General features: G+C 68.8%; 19 protein-coding genes and 1 pseudogene. 7 read left to right on the top strand and 13 right to left on the bottom strand.

Features of this window, described 5'->3' with window-relative positions:
- A pseudogene (locus tag A5713_RS29030) lies at positions 1-558 on the top strand (HAMP domain-containing protein); the annotation flags it as partial.
- A 166-nt stretch (positions 559-724) separates the two neighbouring features.
- Here A5713_RS29030 and A5713_RS05225 read toward each other — a convergent pair.
- Positions 725-1447: a response regulator transcription factor gene (locus A5713_RS05225; RefSeq protein ID WP_068093257.1), complete on the bottom strand. Its 723-nt coding sequence runs from the start codon at positions 1445-1447 to the stop codon at positions 725-727.
- 175 nt (positions 1448-1622) lie between these two features.
- On the opposite strand from A5713_RS05225, the gene A5713_RS05220 reads away from it, so the two are divergent.
- The 3 genes from A5713_RS05220 to A5713_RS05210 all read left to right on the top strand — a co-directional run bounded on the left by A5713_RS05220 (position 1623) and on the right by A5713_RS05210 (position 2815).
- On the top strand, positions 1623-1976 hold the full coding sequence (locus tag A5713_RS05220; protein WP_068093255.1) for a hypothetical protein: 354 nt from the start codon (positions 1623-1625) through the stop codon (positions 1974-1976).
- 99 nt (positions 1977-2075) lie between these two features.
- On the top strand, positions 2076-2333 hold the full coding sequence (locus A5713_RS05215) for a hypothetical protein (protein WP_068093251.1): 258 nt from the start codon (positions 2076-2078) through the stop codon (positions 2331-2333).
- A 65-nt stretch (positions 2334-2398) separates the two neighbouring features.
- Positions 2399-2815, top strand: coding sequence for a nitroreductase family deazaflavin-dependent oxidoreductase (locus A5713_RS05210; RefSeq protein WP_102419853.1), 417 nt, complete (start codon positions 2399-2401; stop codon positions 2813-2815).
- On the opposite strand, the gene A5713_RS05205 is transcribed toward A5713_RS05210, so the two are convergent.
- From A5713_RS05205 to A5713_RS05195, 3 genes are read right to left on the bottom strand one after another with little or no spacing between them, the layout of a single operon-like run.
- Positions 2812-3168, bottom strand: a complete 357-nt coding sequence (locus A5713_RS05205) for a DoxX family protein (RefSeq protein WP_068093246.1) — start codon at positions 3166-3168, stop codon at positions 2812-2814. The genes A5713_RS05210 and A5713_RS05205 overlap by 4 nt on opposite strands.
- Positions 3169-3177: 9 nt before the next feature.
- Positions 3178-4326, bottom strand: a complete 1149-nt coding sequence (locus A5713_RS05200) for an SPFH domain-containing protein (protein WP_068054939.1) — start codon at positions 4324-4326, stop codon at positions 3178-3180.
- A 48-nt stretch (positions 4327-4374) separates the two neighbouring features.
- Positions 4375-4812 (bottom strand): NfeD family protein, encoded by a 438-nt coding sequence (locus A5713_RS05195; RefSeq protein WP_067928606.1) that lies wholly within the window; start codon positions 4810-4812, stop codon positions 4375-4377.
- A gap of 57 nt (positions 4813-4869) precedes the next feature.
- On the opposite strand from A5713_RS05195, the gene A5713_RS05190 reads away from it, so the two are divergent.
- Positions 4870-5796: a hypothetical protein gene (locus tag A5713_RS05190; protein WP_067928608.1), complete on the top strand. Its 927-nt coding sequence runs from the start codon at positions 4870-4872 to the stop codon at positions 5794-5796.
- On the opposite strand, the gene A5713_RS05185 is transcribed toward A5713_RS05190, so the two are convergent.
- From A5713_RS05185 to fabG1, 3 genes are read right to left on the bottom strand one after another with little or no spacing between them, the layout of a single operon-like run.
- Positions 5793-6806, bottom strand: coding sequence for a ferrochelatase (locus tag A5713_RS05185; RefSeq protein WP_068093244.1), 1014 nt, complete (start codon positions 6804-6806; stop codon positions 5793-5795). The genes A5713_RS05190 and A5713_RS05185 overlap by 4 nt on opposite strands.
- Before the next feature lie 6 nt (positions 6807-6812).
- The gene (inhA, locus tag A5713_RS05180) at positions 6813-7622 is read right to left on the bottom strand and encodes an NADH-dependent enoyl-ACP reductase InhA (protein WP_068093238.1); all 810 of its coding nucleotides are present in this window, start codon (positions 7620-7622) and stop codon (positions 6813-6815) included.
- Positions 7623-7674: 52 nt separating this feature from the next.
- Positions 7675-8442, bottom strand: coding sequence for a 3-oxoacyl-ACP reductase FabG1 (gene fabG1, locus A5713_RS05175; RefSeq protein WP_067928617.1), 768 nt, complete (start codon positions 8440-8442; stop codon positions 7675-7677).
- Positions 8443-8589: 147 nt separating this feature from the next.
- On the opposite strand from fabG1, the gene A5713_RS05170 reads away from it, so the two are divergent.
- On the top strand, positions 8590-9432 hold the full coding sequence (locus A5713_RS05170) for a hypothetical protein (RefSeq protein WP_068093234.1): 843 nt from the start codon (positions 8590-8592) through the stop codon (positions 9430-9432).
- A 151-nt stretch (positions 9433-9583) separates the two neighbouring features.
- On the opposite strand, the gene A5713_RS05165 is transcribed toward A5713_RS05170, so the two are convergent.
- From A5713_RS05165 to A5713_RS05140, 6 genes are all read right to left on the bottom strand, one after another.
- The gene (locus A5713_RS05165; RefSeq protein ID WP_067928623.1) at positions 9584-10591 is read right to left on the bottom strand and encodes a VWA domain-containing protein; all 1008 of its coding nucleotides are present in this window, start codon (positions 10589-10591) and stop codon (positions 9584-9586) included.
- Positions 10588-11499 (bottom strand): DUF58 domain-containing protein, encoded by a 912-nt coding sequence (locus tag A5713_RS05160; RefSeq protein ID WP_369804371.1) that lies wholly within the window; start codon positions 11497-11499, stop codon positions 10588-10590. The genes A5713_RS05165 and A5713_RS05160 overlap by 4 nt, the downstream gene beginning before the upstream one ends.
- 41 nt (positions 11500-11540) lie before the next feature.
- A complete protein-coding gene (locus A5713_RS05155) occupies positions 11541-12677 on the bottom strand; it encodes a MoxR family ATPase (RefSeq protein WP_067928627.1) in 1137 nt (378 codons plus the stop codon).
- Between the two features lie 153 nt (positions 12678-12830).
- Positions 12831-13568 carry an NlpC/P60 family peptidoglycan endopeptidase RipB gene (ripB, locus tag A5713_RS05150; RefSeq protein WP_068093228.1) on the bottom strand — a complete coding sequence of 246 codons (738 nt, stop codon included), beginning with the start codon at positions 13566-13568 and terminating at the stop codon, positions 12831-12833.
- A 25-nt stretch (positions 13569-13593) separates the two neighbouring features.
- A complete protein-coding gene (gene ripA / locus A5713_RS05145; RefSeq protein ID WP_068093227.1) occupies positions 13594-15030 on the bottom strand; it encodes an NlpC/P60 family peptidoglycan endopeptidase RipA in 1437 nt (478 codons plus the stop codon).
- A gap of 242 nt (positions 15031-15272) precedes the next feature.
- Positions 15273-15815 carry a DUF6676 family protein gene (locus tag A5713_RS05140; protein WP_068093224.1) on the bottom strand — a complete coding sequence of 181 codons (543 nt, stop codon included), beginning with the start codon at positions 15813-15815 and terminating at the stop codon, positions 15273-15275.
- Between the two features lie 191 nt (positions 15816-16006).
- Here A5713_RS05140 and A5713_RS05135 point away from each other — a divergent pair, with 191 nt between their 5' ends.
- Positions 16007-18826, top strand: a complete 2820-nt coding sequence (locus tag A5713_RS05135; RefSeq protein WP_197516297.1) for an aconitate hydratase — start codon at positions 16007-16009, stop codon at positions 18824-18826.
- The last annotated feature ends 11 nt before the right edge of the window (positions 18827-18837 follow it).

Genomic DNA, 18837 nt, shown 5'->3' with positions numbered 1-18837 from the left:
CTACTGCTCGGCGCGCTCGCCACCTTCGCGATCACCGGTCTTGTCTGGACGGTCCGGGTCCAGCTTCCGCCGCCGCCCCCACCCCCGCCGGACGCCACCGCGACGGCCGTGGTGCGCCCGCTGCCGGACGGCGCCCGGGTCATCCTGGTCGCCGACACCACGCAAACCACCCAGGTGACGCATCAACTGCGGGCGCTGATGATCGGCGCGGGTGTGGTGACCCTGCTGGTCGCCGCGCTGTTGCTGGTGGCGGTCAGCCGGGTGGCGCTGCGCCCACTGGACCGGCTGACCGCGCTGGCCAACGACATCCGGACCGGTGATCGCGGGCGGCGGCTGCGCCCCGACCGTCCCGATACCGAATTAGGCCGGGCCGCAAGCGCTTTCGACGGGATGCTGGATACCTTGGAGGCTTCCGAACGCCGGGCCCAGCGTGCCGCCGACGCGGCCCGGCGCGCCGAGACGGCAACCCGGCGCTTCATGGTCGACGCCGCCCACGAACTGCGCACCCCGATCGCCGGGATACAGGTCGCCGCCGAACAACTCGCCTCCAGCGCCTCCGCGCGCGACGCGGCGGCAAGCAGCCGATCGTGCAGGTTTCGCCGGGCGAGCACGCCCAGGCTGACGTCGACGGTGACACCGAGCACCACCAACAGCATGGCCAGCAGCGCCACCACCACGAGGATCACCCGTCGCTGCAGGGACGGGGTCCGCGTCGCTCCGGCCGTCATGATCGCTGGGGCTGCAGCCGGTAGCCGATGCCGCGCACGGTGTGCAGTATCCGCGGCCCGTGGGCTTCGAGCTTGCGCCGCAGCCCACTGACGTGCACCTGGACCAGATTGGGATCGTAGGCGTCGTACCCCCAGACCGCGTTCAAGATCTGGCTTGCGCTGACGATGCGGCCGCGCTGCTCGACGAGGAAGGCCAGCAGCCGTAGCTCGGTCGCGGTCAGGTCGAGACGGCTACCGGCGCGCGCGGCGACACCGGCGTCGGCGTCCAGGGTCAGGTCGCCGACCTGGACGACTTGCGGCAGCCGTCCGCGCCTGCGCAACACCGCGCCCACCCGGGACACCAGTTCGGCCAGCTCGAACGGCTTGATCACGTAGTCGTCCGCCCCGCCGTCCAGGCCGCGGAGTCGATCCTGCAGGCCGTCGCGCGCGGTGATCAAGACGATGCCGACGTCGCCCCAGTCGCGGATCACGTCGATGAGGTCGAAGCCGTCGCGCCCGGGCAGCATGACGTCGAGTACCACCAGGTCCGGGCGCAGCCCGTCCAGCGCCTCCTCCAGCCCGTCGCCGTCACCACGGCCGACGGTGTGGTAGCCGACGTCGGTGAGCGCCTCGCCGACCATCTCGCGGATCGTCTCGGAGTCTTCGACCACCAGAACCCGGGGCGCGCCGACGCTGAAGTGGCCGGCGGCGGCCCGCGGGCAGTTCGTCATGGGTCCCATTGTCGGCGCCGGCGCTGAAGTGAACCTGAAGCGGGCGTGCCATTGTCACGGGAGTCTCAGTGGTCACAAGAATGTGGGGATGCGCGTTGACTCACCTTCGCTGGTGGCAGGAGTGGCGAATGGGGCGCCAGCTTCTTCAGGTCCGCTTCAGTTCCGGCTCCTACCGTCCGGTGCCATGACCACAAACGACGACATCGACACCCCTCCGCCCACCCCGCCCGCGGCGAATCGACCTGGTGAGCCGCGCCGCCACTCCACCGCGGTGGTAGTCGGCGCAGGGCTGGCGGGCGCGCTGATCGGCGCGGCCGGCACCATCGCGGCGATCGCCTTCGCCTGGATCGTCAGCGTCGGCCCACCCGGCCCACCGCTACCGCCCGGGCCGCCGCCGATGATGGCGCTGCAGCACGGGCCGCCTCCCCCACCGATGGGCGGACCCATGGGTGGTTTCGGGTTCGCGCCGCCGCCCGGCCCGCCGGGGCCGCCGCCACCCGGCGAGGCGCCCCCGCCACCCCCGGCTCCACACAGCTGACCGTCCTGCCGCCGTCACGATCCCCCAAATCGTGGCGGCGGCAGCCGTCGCGCCAGTAGCGTCTCGGATTACCGACATCCGACGACCGTGGGGAGCCGCATGACCTCGGACCACATCGGAACCCGCCGCTTCCCGGCCGGCGTCGCCGCCATCGCCGGCCTGGTCGGCCTACTGCTCGGCGCGCTCGCCACCTTCGCGATCACCGGTCTTGTCTGGACGGTCCGGGTCCAGCTTCCGCCGCCGCCATACCCGCCGCCGCTGTCTTCCCAGTCGGGGGGCGGATGCATCTACCCCTCGCCGCCGACACCCACGTCCGCGCCGGCCGTGATGCCCGCGCCGCCGCTACCGCACGCCTGATGGCCGGCCAATCAGCCTCTTTCCTGTCCAGCCTCGCCGCCCGGGCGCTGCGGTCGCGCCGACTCATGCGCGCACCGATCTGGCTCTACAAGGCCCGCGCGGGCGCGCTGTTCGGATCCCGGATGCTGATGCTCGAGCACACCGGCCGCAAGTCCGGCGCACCGCGCCACGTGGTGTTGGAGGTCGTCGGTCATCCGTCGCCGGACGCCTACCTTGTCGCCTCCGGCTTCGGCCGAAAGGCGCAGTGGTTCCGCAACATTCAGGCGGACCCGCGGGTGCGCGTCTACGTCGGCAGTCGTCCACCGAGGAGCGCCACGGCTCGGGTGCTTCCCCAAGACGAAGCGGACCGCGCGCTGGCCGCCTACATCAGCCGCCATCGCAAAGCGTGGGAGCAGATGAGGCCGGTGCTGGAGGAAACGCTCGGCGTTGCGATCACCGAGACCAACACCCCGCTGCCGCTGGTCGAGTTTCGCCTCGACTAACTGCGGTCGGGCCCCTTAGCCGTCATCACCGCGAACGTCGCCAGGAACATCGCCGCCGGAAGCGCGTTGACGACCTTGTCGCGGACCCGGATGTGTGCGCCGAGCGCCACGACGAAATAGATCGTCAGCATCGCCGTCGTCACCCGCGCCAGGGCCGGGAAACGGGTGACCGACAGCAACCCCACGGCGGCGGCGCCCTTCACCACCGGCAGCACGGGCCGAACGTTCTCCGGCAGGCCCACGTCGTCCAGGACCTTCTTGATCGGGGCGACCTGGACACCGCAGAGCACCGCATCCACGGCGTGGAAGGCGCCGAGCGCCACGTAGGTCTTCGGGGAAGTGAAAACGCTCATGCGGCAATCCTATTGGGCCAACTGCGGTGGCGTCCCGGGCGGTGTGCCGTCCACCGGCTGGCGGGCGCTCGCTTCGGCCTTGGCCACCGCCTGGGCGATCGCGGGATCGGTCTCGGTGGAGAACCAGTCGGCGATGTCCGCGTCGTCCGATTCGGCGGCGTGTTGGGGTGTGTCGTCGACCGGGGAGGGCTCGAACCGGAACACGCCGTCCTGACCCGGGGTCCCCAGCATCCTGGTGAACCCCTGCAGCGCCGCATTGAAGTCGCTCGGCACCACCCACACCTTGTTGGCGTCACCGCGCGCCATCTCCGGCAGGGTCTGTAGGTACTGATAGGCCAGCATCTCCGGTGTGGGCCGGCCGGCCTTGATCGCCGCGAACGTCTTCTCGATGGCCTTGGCCTGCCCCTGCGCCCGTAAGTAGGCCGCGGCGCGCTCACCCTGGGCGCGCAGCATGCGCGATTGCCGGTCGGCTTCGGCGGCCAGGATCGCGGCCTGCTTGGCGCCCTCGGCGGCCAGGATCTGCGCCTGCTTGGCACCCTCGGCCTGGGTGATCGCGGCCTGCCGGTTCCCTTCGGCGGTCAGGATCATCGCCCGCTTCTCGCGGTCGGCCTTCATCTGCTTTTCCATCGAGGCCTGAATGGACGGCGGCGGGTCAATGCTGCGCAGCTCGACCCGGGCGACCCGCAGGCCCCAGCGACCGGTCGCCTCGTCGAGCACACCGCGCAGTTGACCGTTGATCTGGTCGCGCGAGGTCAACGTCTGCTCCAGCGTCATGCCGCCCACCACGTTGCGCAGCGTGGTGGTGGTGAGCTGCTCCACACCGACGATGTAGTTGCTGATCTCGTAGACGGCCGCCTGTGGGACGGTGACCTGGAAGTAGACCACCGTGTCGATGTTGAGGGTCAGGTTGTCCTCGGTGATCACCGGCTGCGGCGGGAACGACACCACCCGCTCGCGGAGATCCACCCGCGCGCGCACCCGGTCGATGAACGGCACCAACAACGTCAGCTGACCACTGACCGTCCTGCTATATCGGCCCAGCCGCTCGATCACCGCGGCCTCCGCCTGCGGGATCAGCGCCACCGACTTGGCCACCACCACGATGGCGAAGATCACCAGGACGGCCAACAACACTAAACCAGCAACCGCACCTTGCACGCGAGTTCCTTTCTCTCCCAAGGTCTCTGGTGGTGTCTCCGGCAGCCGTTACGGGCCGCTTTTGAAGACCACCGCCGTGGCGCCGTCGATCTGTAAGACGGTCACCGATTCCCCCGGTTCGTAGACATCCCCCTCGTTGAGCGGACGCGCCGTCCACACCTCGCCGTCGAGCTTCACCTGGCCCTCGTCGCGCGAGATCCGCTCCAGCACCAGCGCGTTCTTGCCCTCCAGCGCCTCAATCCCCATCTGCGGCACGTGCGCGGGCGTCAGCTGCCGCCGCAGCGCCGGGCGAACCAGCACCAGCAGCAGGATGGACACGACCAGAAACACCGTCCCGTCCGCCCACCCCGGCCAATCCGTCAGCCAGCTGGTGATTGCCGCCGCCAGCGCACCGCCGCCGAGCATCACCAAAAACATATGACCCGTGAGCGCCTCCGCACCGGCAAGCACCAGCGCGAATATTAGCCAAAGCACCGCGGCGTGCATGCGGCCAGAATACGCGTGATCCGCCTTTGCCGGGCAAAACAACTACACTGCGGAATCGTGTGGTGTCCCAGTGTCTCGCTGTCCCTGTGGGCCAACGCCTGGCTCGCAGGCAAGGCCGCGCCCGACGACGTCCTCGACGCGTTATCGGTATGGGCGCCAAAGCAATCGGTCACCGCGTATGATGCGGTCGCCGCCGGGCACACCGGGCTTCCGTGGCCCGATGTGCACGACGCCGGGACGGTGACGCTGCTGCAGACGCTGCGCGCCGCGGTTGGCCGGTCGTCGCCCGCTTCGGGCGGCCCGGACCCCCTGCGCGGAACGATCAACGTGCTTTTGCCCGTGCCCGGTGACGTGCGCGGGCTCGCCCCGGGGACGCAGTTCGAGCGTGACGCCCTGGCCGCGGGTGAGGCGATCATCGTCGCCAGCCCGGCCGAGCCCGCCACCGCCGTAGGCCTGGTTCCCGAGTTCTCCTACGGCGACGAACCCGAGGACTTCCCCGAGCCGTACGCGCTGTCCTGGACGGTGTACTCGCTGCCGGGTGCGCCGGTGCTCGATCACTACGAGCTGGGCGATGCCGAATACACGCTGCGGTCGGCGGTGCGGTCGGCCGCGGACGCGCTCGGCGCCATCGGGCTGGGATCGGCCGCCGCCGACATCGACGATCCCCGGGGCCTCGTCGAGCAGCTGCTGGAATCCGCACGGCAGCACCGGGTTCCCGACCACGCGCCCACCCGCGCGCTGCGGGTGCTGGAGAACGCCGCGCACGTCGACGCGATCATCGCGGTCAGCGCCGGGCTCAGTCGCTCACCCGATTCACCGGAGCGTTTCGCCGCGCCCCTGGTCGCCGGCCCCGAGCCGTTCGGAACGCAATCCTCCTCGGAGGCACGGATCGCCAGCGACGCGCTGCGCCCGCTGACCGCCGTCGTGCGCTCGGCGCGGATGGCCGCCGTCACCGCGATCCTGCACTCGGCGTGGGCTGACTAGTTGTACTCGTCTTCCCGCACGCAGTGCGGCGGCCGGCACGGCGCACCGTCGACGCTGGCCAGACAGCCGGGCACCGGGTCCGGCCCGACAACCCGGGCCGGCTCGCGGCCGGCGCGCAGTTCGTCGATCAGATCGGCGGCCAGCCGGGCGAATCGCCGATCGGCGTTGGGCGTGGCGGCCCGCGCGAACGCCAGCCCGGCCGCGTCGGCCTGGGAGCGCAACTCCTCGTCCAGATCCCACACCACCTCGATGTGGTCGGCGACGAACCCGATCGGACAGACGATGGCCGCCTCCGTGCCCGAGGCGGCCAGCGCGCAGAGGTGATCCTCGACGCTGGGCTCAAGCCACGGCACCTGCGGCGGGCCCGACCGCGACTGCCAGGCCAGGTCGTAATCGGCGTAGCCGGCGGCGGCCGCGACAAGCCTTGTGGCGTAGGCGACTTGACGACTGTACAGCCGCGGGCCGAGGCGCTGATCGGCGGCCACCGGGACCGAGTGCGCGGTGAACACCAGCCGGGCGCCGGCGGGCATCTTCGCGGCCGCGGCCGTGACCGCGCCCGCGAACATCTCGACGAAGAGCGGGTGGTCGAAGTACGGCCGCAGCTTCACCAGCTCGGGCGCTGTCGCCCCGGCCTCGCGACGCGACCGGGCGATGTCTTCGGTGTACTGCGTGCAGCTCGAGTAGCCGCTCCACGCCGACGTGGTGAACACCGCGGCACGACGAACACCGTTGTCGCGCATGGCCTTCACGGTGTCTTCGACATAGGGCGCCCAGTTGCGGTTGCCGAAATAAACCGGCAGGTCCTGTACCGCCTCAAGCTCGGCGATCAGGGCGCGGTTGATGCCGTTGATCGGTGATACCCCACCGAAGTGCAGGTAATGCTGGGCGACGTTGTCCAGGCGTTCGGGCGGCACGTTGCGTCCGCGGGTGACGTTCTCCAGGAACGGCCGCACCTGCTCGGGCCCCTCCGGGCCGCCGAAGGACAGCAGCAGGACGGCGTCGAATTCCATTAGGGCTTACAGTAACTGGGTGCTGGCGCCGCCGTCGGCGAAGATGATGGTGCCGGTGGTGGCGGGCAGCCAGTCAGAGAGCACGGCGCACACGGTCTTTGCGACCGGCGTGGGGTCCTTCATGTTCCAGCCGATCGGTGCGCGCTGGTCCCAGCCCTCTTCCAGCAGTTGCATCTGAGCGCCGGCCTCCTCGCCGAGCGCGCCACCGACGATCGCGGACATCGCCAGCGTCCGGATGGGGCCCGCCGCAACGAGATTGGAGCGCACCCCGAACTTGCCGGCCTCGCGGGCGACGAACCGGTTGACGGATTCCAGCGCGCTCTTGGCCACGGTCATCCAGTTGTAGGCGGGCATGGCGCGGCTGGGGTCGAAGTCCATGCCGACGATCGAGCCGCCGGGGTTCATGATCGGCAGCAGCGCCTTGGCCAGCGAGGCATACGAATACGCGGAGATGTGGATGCCCTTGGAGACGTCCTCATACGGGGCGTCGAAGAACGGGTTGATGCCCATCCCGGTCTGCGGCATGAAGCCGATCGAGTGCACCACACCGTCCAGCTTGTTGCCCTCGCCGATCTCGGCGGTGACCCGCTCGGCCAGGGTCCTCAGGTGCTCCTCGTTCTGCACGTCCAGTTCGATCAGCGGGGCCTTCTCCGGCAGTCGGTCGGCGATGCGCTGGATCAGCCGCAACCGGTCGAAGCCAGTGAGCACCAACTGGGCGCCCGCCTCCTGGGCCACCTTGGCGATGTGAAACGCGATCGACGAGTCGGTGATGATCCCGGAGACCAGGATCCGTTTGCCGTCGAGCAGTCCTGCCATGTCCGTCCTTAATGTGCTTGATGTCGCGGTTGACGTCCTTGTCGGGGGTAATTCAGTGGCCCATGCCCATGCCGCCGTCGACGGGAATGACCGCGCCGGCGATGTAGCTCGCATCCTCGGACGCCAGGAAGCTGACCGCCCCGGCGACCTCCTCGGCGGTGCCGACCCGCTTGGCCGGGATGAATTCCAGTGCGCCCGCCTGGATCCGCTCGTCCAGCGCGCGGGTCATCTCGGTGTCGATGTAGCCGGGGGCGACCACGTTGGCGGTCACCCCGGCCTTGGACAGCTCGCGGGAGATCGAGCGTGCCATACCGATCAGGCCGGCCTTGGCGGCCGCGTAGTTGGCCTGGTTGCCGATGCCCCACATGCCGGACACCGACCCGATGAAGATGATGCGGCCGAACCGCTTGCGCTGCATGCTGCGCGACGCCCGCTGGGCCACCCGGAACGCCCCGGTCAGGTTGGCGTCGATGACCTCCTCGAAGCGCTCCTCGGTCATCCGGATGAGGAAGGCGTCTTTGGAGATGCCGGCGTTGGATACCAGCACCTCGACCGGACCCTGGTGCTCCTCGACCTCTTTGAACGCGCGGTCGACGGCCTCGTTGTCCGTGACGTCACACACCACACCGAAAAGCCCCTCGGGCGCCCCGGATCCGCGGTGCGTGACGGCCACCTTGTGGCCGTCGGCGGCCAGCCGCTGCGCGATCGCCAGTCCGATGCCTCGGTTTCCGCCCGTCACCAGGACTGAGCGGGATACGAATGCGGGTTTGCCGCCGGTGGCGGTACTTTCGGTGGTGCTCTCGGTGGCCGTGTCAGTCACCCCGTCAACCTATCGCCTGGGGTTGCCGTGACCGTAATGTCCCCCCTTTCGCGCCGCGAGCGTAGCCACGCTGCGAGTTTTAGGTCGGGATTTCGCAGTGTGGTTACGCTCGCGCGCGATGTCGGTGGTCGTCGGCACACTTCCGCCGTGACAGACGCCTTCCTGGGCAGTGAGGCCCTGGCTGTCGGGGCGTTAACACCCTACGAGCTGCGCAGTCGGTACATAGCCCTGCACAAAGACGTATACGTGCCGAAGGACGCCGCGCTCACTGCGGTGTTGCGGGCGAAGGCATGCTGGTTGCGTTCGCGGCGGCGCGGTGTGCTCGCCGGCTTCTCGGCCTGCGCGCTGCACGGCTCGAAGTGGATCGATGCCACGTTGCCGGCCGCAATCATCGACACCAACCGCCGTCCTGCCGCTGGAGTGGAGATCTGGGGAGAACGCATAGAGACCGACGAGATCGCCGTGATCAGCGGCATGCGAGTCACATCGCCCGCGCGCACCGCGCTCGACCTCGCGAGGCGCTGCCGTTCGGGTGTCGCGGTCGCGGCTATCGACGCCCTGGTGCAGGCGACGGATCTGAAGATGGCCGACGTCCAGCCCTTGGTCGACCGATATCGGGGTCGTCGAGGTATGAAGGCAGCGCGCGACGTCCTGCAACTCGTCGACGGTGGGGCACAATCACCGAAGGAAACCTGGTTACGCCTGCTTTTGATTGAGGCTGGATTGCCCCGTCCCCAAACGCAAATCCCAGTTCTGAACGAATGGGGCTGGGCCGAGGCGTATTTGGACATGGGTTGGGATGACATCAAGGTCGCCGCGGAGTACGACGGCGACCAACACCGGTCCAGCCGCTATCACTACGTGAAAGACATTCGCCGTCTCGAGAAACTGGAACGCCGTTACGGGTGGATCGTGGTCCGCGTCGTCGCTGAGGACCACCCCGACGACATCATCCGCCGGGTGCGCGAGGCACGCGCTTCGCGAGCGTAACCACACTGCGAAAATTCGGGCCAGATTTCGCAGTGGCGTTACGCTCGCGGGCCAAGAGGGCCCACCGAGGCCAAGGGGTCGAGGGCCCACCGAGGCCAAAGGGGTCTAGGCGCGCGAGCCAAAGGGGTCTAGGCGCGCGAGCGAAGAAACCTCAGGTCGGGAGGCGGCGGTTGATGAGCAACGCCGCCAGGGCCGCAAGCGCCAGCACCAGCGCACCCAACCGCACCCAGCCCATGCTGGCGTCGCCCTTGATCGTCTCGTAGCCGATCTGCTGCTGCAGCGTCGCGTAGACGGCCTTCAGCTCGGCGAGGCTGGCGGCGTTGTACCAACTGCCCCCGGAGAGCTCGGCGACCTTCTTCATCGTCGAGTCGTCGACGGGCACCGGCTGCCGCTGGTCGTTGATCTCGACGAACCCGTACGGCGTGCCGAACGAGATCGTCGAGATCGGCACGCCCTGATCCTTGGCGGTGCGCGCGGCGGTGAAGGCGCCCTTGGGGTTGTCCGGATTGGTCGGCATCGTCTCCTTGCCGTCGGAGAACAACACGATGCGCGCCGGCGGCGGTGTGTCGCCACCCCCGATCACCGCGCCCACGGTGGCGATGGCCTGCAACGCGGTGAAGATGCCCTCGCCCGTCGCTGTGCGGTCGGCGAACTGCAGCTTGTCCAGGGCGTTCTTCGTCGCGTCCCGGTTGGTCGTCGGCTGCACCAGCACGGTCGCGGTGCCCGCGTACTCGATCAGCCCGAGGTTGATGCCCGGCGTCAGCTCGTCGGCGAACTGCTTGGCCGCCTCCTGGGCGGCCGCCATCCGGTTCGGCTGCACGTCGGTGGCTCGCATCGACTGCGACACGTCGATCACCAGCATCACCACCGCGCGGTTGCGCGGAATCCGCACGTCGTGCGTCGGCCCGGCCATCGCGATCGTGAACAGCACCAGCGACGCCACCAGCAGGATCGCCGGCACATGCCGCCACCGGGGAGGCCGCTCGGGGGCGACGCTTTCCAGCAGCTCCATGTTGGCGAACCGCAGCATGCGCCGCTGCCGCGCCAACTGCATCACGATGTAGAGCGCGGCGAGCCCGACGACGACGAGCAGGAACAGGAAGAACCACGCATGTTCGAAACCCGACAACGACATCGGGCCGAGGAGCGGCAACGTCACTGCCGCCCCGCCAATGCACCGCGCCTGCGGGACTCGACGAACCGGACGATGTCCGCGATCCAGTCGCGGTCGGTGCGCAGCGTCAGGAGCGGGGCCCCGCAGCTGCGGATGGTGCGCGCCACCTCGGCGCGGTGCGCCGCGGCGGCCTTGGCGAAGTCGTCGCGCAGCTGGGCGTCAATGGTGAATTCGCGGGTGACCCCGGACTCGGCGTCCTGCAGCACGACATCGCCGATGTCGGGCAGCTCGACGTCGCGGGGGTCCAGCACCTCGATCGCGAGCACCTCGTGACGAGCCGAGATCGCGCGCAGCGGACGCATCCAGTTGATCGGCCCCAGGAAGTCGCTGATGATCACCGCCATGCCGCGGCGCCGCTCCGGGCGGCGCAAGGCGTCGATGGCGGTGGCCAGGTCCCCGCGCACCCCCACCGGCGCCCGGGGGGTGGTGGCGATGGTGCGCAGCAGCGTCTGCTCGTGCTGGCGCCCCGAGCGCGCCGGGACGCGCTTCATCGTCGCGCCGTTGGCGATCAGCGCCCCGAGCCGGTTGCCGCCGCCGCTGTTGAGGAACGTGATCGCGGCCGAGGCCGCCACCGCCAGGTCCCGCTTCTCGCACCCCACGGTGCCGAAGTCCAGGCTGGCCGACATGTCGACCACCAGCCAGGTTTCCAGCTCGCGGTCGGCGATCATCTGCCGGACGTGCGGGTGCGTGGTGCGCGCGGTGACGGCCCAGTCCATGCGCCGGACGTCATCGCCTGGCTGGTACTCGCGCGACTCCCCCGGCTCCGAACCCGGCCCCGGGATCAGGCCCAGGTGGTCGCCGTGCAGGACGCCGTCGAGCTTGCGCTTGACCGTCAGCTCGAGTTGCCGCAGCGCCGCCGCCAGCTTCGGGTCGACGATCTGCCCGCGCTGCATCGATGGCGGATGTGCGATCGCCGCCGGCTGCTGGGGCTCGGTCACCGACCGCTGGCCGCGCCGGCGGGCTGCATCACCGGGGGCACCGACTGCCCTTGCTGCGGAACGGCGTTGACCTGCGGCAGGGCCACCGTCTGCAGCACCCGGTTGATGACGATCTCCGGCGAGATCTCGTCGGCGAGGGCGTCGTAGGTGAGCACCAGGCGGTGCCGCAGCACGTCGGGGATGACGTCCACGACGTCTTGCGGGATCACGTAGTCGCGGCCGCGCACCAGCGCCAGCGAGCGCGACGCCGCGATGATGCCCAGCGACGCACGCGGGGACGCCCCGAAGGAGATCCACGTCTTGACGTCGTTCATGCCGAGCTGTTCGGGGTGGCGGGTGGCGGTCACGACGCGCACCACGTAGTCGACCAGCGCATGGTGGACGAAGTTGTTGGCCGCGATGTCCTGCAGGCGCAACAGGTCGCCGGTGGCCATGATCTGCTTGGGCTCGGGCGGGCGCACACCCATCCGGTAGATGATCTCCCGCTCCTCCTCGGGCGTCGGGTAGCCGACGTTGATCTTGAACAGGAAGCGGTCGCGCTGGGCCTCGGGCAGCGGGTAGACGCCCTCGTGCTCGATCGGGTTCTGGGTGGCCATCACCAGGAACGGGTTGGGCAGCGGGAAGGTCTTGCCGCCGATCGACACGTGGCGTTCCTGCATGACCTCCAGCAGCGCCGACTGCACCTTGGCGGGCGCGCGGTTGATCTCGTCGGCAAGCAGGAAGTTGACCACCACGGGGCCGAGTTCGGTGTCGAACTCCTCCTTGCCCTGCCGGTAGATGCGGGTACCGATGATGTCGGTGGGAACCAGGTCGGGGGTGAACTGGATGCGGGCGAACGTGCCGCCGACGACCTTGGCGAAGGTCTCGACGGCCAGCGTCTTGGCCACGCCGGGGACACCCTCGAGCAACACGTGCCCCTTGGAGAGCAGGCCGACCAGCATCCGCTCGACGAGCTGGTCCTGCCCGACGATGATCCGCTTGACCTCGAAGATGGCCCGCTCGAGGGTGTGGACTTCGGCGGCCAGGCCGTTACCGGCACCACCCGACGGCGCCTCATGGGCCGGCGGGCCGGACTGTCCGCCCGGGCCCGGGTAACCGCTGGCGCCCGGGGGCGGCCCACCTGCTGCTGTCATCAATAACCCTCCACAGCTCATTCGGACACGACTGCTTGCAACACCACTGTCGTGGGGCCGCGACGTGCCCGCGTCCAACTATTCCAGGCCCGCCGGATTCCGTCGACGCTGGTGGTTCGCCCCCGGCAACCGGTGGGGCGGACCGCGCCTGGATCAGTACTCGATGATCCTAGTCAGGAACGGCGTCATGCCGGGCTTGCGAACCGGGCTGACGGTCACCTTGCCGGCGAGGCTGGACGCCTCCAGCATCTGCCCGTTGCCCAGATACATCGTGACGTGCTGGCCGCCGTTCGGGCCGTAGAAGATCAGGTCGCCGCGCCTGGCCTGGTCCGGCGGGATGTGCCGGCCGGCGTTGTACTGGTCGCCGGAGAACCGCGGGATCAGCACGCCGACGCCGGCGAAGCCGTACCGCATCAGGCCCGAGCAGTCGAAACCGGTGATGTTGGCGCCGTCGCCGACGCCCTTGCTGGGACCGTCCAGCGAGCCACCGCCCCAGGAGTAGGGAACGCCCATCTGCGATCCCATCCGCTTGATCACGTATTCGATGGCCTGCCGGCCGTAGACGCGGGGAATCTTGCCGCCGGGGTTGGTCGGGGCGGCCGCGGTGGGAGCGGGATCCCCCAGGATGTTGATTCCGAGGCCGCCGAGGAATTGCCTGCCCAGGTCCATCGTCGTTTGGGTCGCCTGCGCGGTGGCCTGCAGCGACGCGTTGGCGACCGCGAGCGGGTCGCCGGGGGCGCCGGCGCTGATCGTCGCGGGCAGGGTGGGGTCCCACGCCCCGGGGTCGGCCGCGGCCGGGGCGGACCCGGAGTAGGCCACAGACAGCAGCAGCCCGGTCACCACGGTGGTGATCCAGGCGAAGTTGATCAGACGAATCCGCTTGTGGTGCATGGCTTTCCGTTCACTTCTCATTCGTTCACCACTCGATGTAGCGGACCACGTAGGGCGTCATGCCGCTGGTGCGCACCGGTGCGACGCGGACTTTCAGACCGATGTCGGGAGCCTCGAGCATCTGGCCGTCGCCGAGGTAGATGGTCACGTGCTGGCTGCCGCCCGGCCCGTAGAAGATCACGTCGCCGCGGCGCATCTGCGAGGACGGGATCTTGCGGCCGAGGTTGTACTGCGAGCCCGAGTAATGCGGCAGCTTGATGCCCACCCCGGCGAACGAGTACAGGACCAGGCCCGAACAGTCGAAGCCGGTGATGCCGGCCCCGGAGTCGATGCCCTTGCTCGGGCCGGCCGCGTTGCCGCCGCCCCAGGAGTAGGGCACGCCGATCTGCGACATGCCGCGGCGGATCACGTATTCGGTGGCCTGCCGCCCGTACACCCGCGGGATCCGGCCGGAAGTCCCGCCGGGGGCCGCGTTGGTGATGCCGGTGTCGTCGGGCTTGAGGATGCCGAGCTGCTGCAGGAAGTTGCGGCCCAGGCCGGCGGTGACCTGCGTCGAGGTGGCGGAGATGCCCAGCACCTGGTTGATCACCGCGATCGGGTCGCCCGGCACGTTGGCGCTGGGGATCATCGGCAGCGTGGGGTCCCAGGCGCCGTCCCAGCGGCGGGCCCCGCCCTGCGGTGCCGGCGCGCCCGGCGAGCCGGTCTCCCACCGGTCGCCCGATGCGGGGGCGGCGGGTCCGCCGGGACCCGTCGACCATTGCCGTTTGGCCGCTTCGAGTTTGGTCTGCGCCTCGTCGCGTTCGGCGGCCAGGCGAGTGATCTGTTCGCGTTGTTCGTCGAACTTGCGCTTGGAGTCGGTCAGCGCCGCCACCGCGGCGTCCTGGCTGCCCTTGGCGTCGGCGGCGGCCTTGTCGGCCTTCTGCTTGGCCAGCCGCGCCGCCGATTCCTTGTTCACCTGTTCGGTGCGCGCCCGCTGCAGCTTGGCCATCACCGTCTGGGAACTCGCGGACAGGGTCTTGGCGGCGGCCTGGGTGGCGATGATGTCGTCGGGGCTGCTGGCGGTCAGGTAAGCGTTCGAGGGGCCGTTCATGTAGGTGGCCGCCGCGAACGTGTCGAACCGCTGCTGCGCCGCGGCGATCGCGGCGTTGGCGTCTTTGACCGCCTGCTGGCTTGTCTCCAGGTCGTGCTGGGCCGCCGCGGCGTTGTCCCGGGAGGTCTCGACGTCGACCAGCGCCTTGTTGACGCTTTCCTGTTCGGTCTGGATTTCGGCGCTCAGGTTTTCCAGCCGTTGGTTGGCCTTGGCGACGTTGGCGATCAAGCCGGCCAGGCTGTCCGCGGCGGGATCACCGTGCGCGAGCCCCGGCGTGCAAAGCAGCAGGGCCACGCTCACCACCGATGGCACGACCGGCCGGACCAGCCTCGCGACCGGCCTCACAGCGGAGCCCCGGCGTGTGCGTGTCATTCGACTCAGGTCTCCTACGGCTCAACGTGACGGGCGGCGCCGGCCACGAAGTTCACAAAGGGCGCCAAAGACAACAGCAGCATCATTTGCACCGTACGTCACACTTTTGGGCGTGCAAACGCTCCGCCGAAATCGCACTCTCTACGTGCGTTTAATGTGACCGAACGGTGACCTACCGTGTTTGCCGCGCGGTGGCAGCGCGACCCCGGTGACCGTGTTTCGGCCGAGGCGGACGCGCCTGGCTAGGCCGTGTTGGTGGGCGTCACTTCCTGCGCCCCCGCCGAATCCGCCGGGGTTGCTGAACGCTTGCTGCGCAACTGCAGGAAGCGGGTCCCGACCGCCGCCGCGAGCACGGCGAGCAACAGGAAGATGGTCAGGCCCGTCCAGGGAAATTCCGGGGCTTCCAGCTCGTTGAGGAAGTGCTGGGCCGAGACGATCGGATTGCCCGTCTTGGCGTGATCCTCGCCGGCCTCGAGCGTGACGCGCGGGAATTGCGTGCTGTAGCTCCCGACGTAGCTCGTGCTCAGGGTCAGGACGGTGGCGTCGTGATAGTCGGCGCCGACCACCGTGGAGATGTCGCGCAGCGGGGTGTCGTTCGGAGGGTTGTGGTCGAGCAGCACGATCTTGAGGTTGATGCCGTGCGCGTGGGCTTCGTCGACGATGTGCAACAGGCCGGGCATGTCCGCCGCCGGCGCGCTGACGCCCGTGGCGGCGACCTGGGCCTTGACCGCGGTCATGTCGACGTCTTGCGGGATGTAGACGGGTAGGGCCGGGTGCCAGGTCATGATGTCCCTCCTGCCGTAGCGCTACAGGCACCGTACGCGACTTCGGTTCGGGGGGTTTAAACCGTCGACTCAGGCGATAAGACTTGGGGAGTACGGGTGCCCCTTTTAATGCAGGACAAGCGTACTGTTAATGTTGCACCGCACCGCCGACACGGCCCGTCGGTGGAAGAACTTAATCCTCGGGAGTTGAAGTGAGCAAAGAAGATTCTGTGAACTCGTTCGGAGCACGCGACACCCTCAAGGTCGGCGACAAGAGTTATCAGATCTACCGTCTCGACGCCGTCCCCAACACCGAGAAACTCCCCTACAGCCTCAAGGTGCTGGCCGAGAACCTGCTGCGCAACGAGGACGGCAGCAACATCACCAAGGACCACATCGAGGCCATCGCGAACTGGGATCCCAAGGCGGAGCCCAGCATTGAGATCCAGTACACGCCGGCCCGCGTCGTCATGCAGGACTTCACCGGGGTGCCGTGCATCGTCGACCTGGCCACCATGCGGGAGGCCATCGGCGACCTCGGCGGCAAGGCCGAAAAGGTCAACCCGCTGGCGCCGGCCGACCTGGTGATCGACCACTCGGTGATCGCCGACCTGTTCGGCACCGCCGACTCCTTCGAGCGCAACGTCGAGATCGAGTACCAGCGCAACGGCGAGCGCTACCAGTTCTTGCGCTGGGGCCAGGGCGCTTTCCGCGATTTCAAGGTGGTGCCGCCGGGGACCGGCATCGTGCACCAGGTCAACATCGAGTACCTGGCCAGCGTCGTGATGGAACGCGACGGAGTCGCCTACCCCGACACCTGCGTGGGCACCGACTCGCACACCACCATGGTCAACGGCTTGGGCGTGCTGGGCTGGGGCGTCGGCGGCATCGAGGCCGAGGCCGCCATGCTGGGTCAGCCGGTGTCGATGCTCATCCCGCGGGTGGTCGGCTTCAAGCTGACCGGTGAGATCCAGCCGGGCGTCACCGCGACCGACGTGGTGCTGACCGTCACCGAGATGCTGCGCAAGCACGGCGTGGTCGGCAAGTTCGTCGAGTTCTACGGCGAGGGCGTGGCCGAGGTGCCGCTGGCCAACCGCGCCACCCTGGGCAACATGAGCCCCGAATTCGGTTCCACCGCAGCGATTTTCCCGATCGACGAGGAGACCATCTCCTACCTGCGGTTCACCGGCCGCAACGAGGAGCAGCTGGCGCTGGTCGAGGCCTACGCCAAAGAGCAGGGCATGTGGCACGACCCCTCCCACGAGCCGGCCTTCTCCGAATACCTCGAACTCAACCTCTCCGACGTGGTGCCCTCGATCGCCGGGCCGAAGCGCCCGCAGGACCGAATCGCGTTGTCGGATGCCAAGTCCACCTTCCGCGCGCAGATCGGCGACTACGTCGGCGACGACCCCGACAAGAAGGAGTACTCCAAGCTCGACGAGGCGGTCGACGAGTCCTTCCCGGCCAGCGACCCCGGGGCGCTGGAGAACGGTCACGCCGACGACGCCCCGAAGTTCGAATCGGCGGCGGCGCATGCCAAGGGCCGGGTGAGCAACCCGGTGCGCGTGAAGTCCGGCGACCGCGGCGATTTCGAGCTCGACCACGGCGCGGTGGTGATCGCGGCGGTCACGTCGTGCACCAACACCTCCAACCCCGAGGTGATGCTGGGCGCGGCGCTGTTGGCGCGCAACGCTGTCGAAAAGGGGCTGGCGTCCAAGCCGTGGGTGAAGACCACGATGGCGCCGGGATCGCAGGTGGTCCACGACTACTACGAAAAGGCCGGCCTGTGGCCGTATCTCGAGAAGCTCGGCTTCTATCTGGTCGGCTACGGCTGCACCACGTGCATCGGCAACTCCGGCCCGCTGCCCGAGGAGATTTCCAAGGCGATCAACGACAACGACCTTTCGGTGGCCGCGGTGCTGTCCGGTAACCGCAACTTCGAGGGCCGGATCAACCCCGACGTGAAGATGAACTACCTGGCGTCGCCCCCGCTGGTGGTGGCCTACGCGTTGGCGGGGACCATGGACTTCGATTTCGAGAACCAGCCGCTGGGTACCGACAAAGACGGCAACGACGTCTTCCTGAAAGACATCTGGCCGTCGCAGAAGGACGTCTCGGACACCATCGCCTCGGCGATCAGCCAGGAGATGTTCACCAAGAACTACGCCGACGTCTTCAAGGGTGACGAACGGTGGCGCAACCTGCCCACGCCGAGCGGCAATACCTTTGAGTGGGACCAGAATTCGACGTATGTGCGCAAGCCCCCGTACTTCGAGGGCATGGCGGCGGAGCCCGAGCCGGTCAAGGACATCACCGGCGCCCGGGTGCTGGCCCTGCTGGGCGACTCGGTGACCACCGACCACATCTCCCCCGCCGGCGCCATCAAGCCGGGCACCCCTGCGGCGCAGTACCTCGACGAGCACGGCGTGGAGCGCAAGGACTACAACTCCTTCGGCTCCCGGCGCGGCAACCACGAGGTGATGATCCGCGGCACGTTCGCCAACATCCGGCTCCGCAACCAGTTGCTCGACGACGTGTCGGGGGGCTACACCCGCGACTTCACCCAAGACGGCGGCCCGCAGGCGTTCATCTACGACGCCGCGCAAAACTATGCGGCGCAGAACATTCCGCTGGTGGTCCTGGGCGGCAAGGAGTACGGGTCCGGTTCGTCGCGGGACTGGGCGGCCAAGGGCACCCTGCTGCTGGGCGTGCGGGCGGTGATCGCCGAGTCGTTCGAGCGCATCCACCGCTCCAACCTGATCGGCATGGGCGTGATCCCGCTGCAGTTCCCCGAGGGCAAGTCCGCCAAGGAATTGGGGCTGGACGGCACCGAGGTGTTCGACATCACCGGCATCGAGGCGCTCAACGACGGCAAGACGCCCAAGACGGTGCGGGTGAAGGCGGCCAAGGAGTCCGGCGATCCGATCGAGTTCGACGCGGTGGTGCGCATCGACACTCCGGGCGAGGCCGACTACTACCGCAACGGCGGCATCCTGCAGTACGTGCTGCGCAACATGCTGAAGTCGGGCTAAGCAACCGGCCA

It is taken from the genome of Mycobacterium sp. E2497 (assembly GCF_001668695.1).
In the GTDB taxonomy this organism is placed as follows: Bacteria; Actinomycetota; Actinomycetes; order Mycobacteriales; family Mycobacteriaceae; genus Mycobacterium.
Note: the sequence above shows the minus strand (reverse complement) of the source record. Positions and strands in the feature narration are given on the sequence as shown.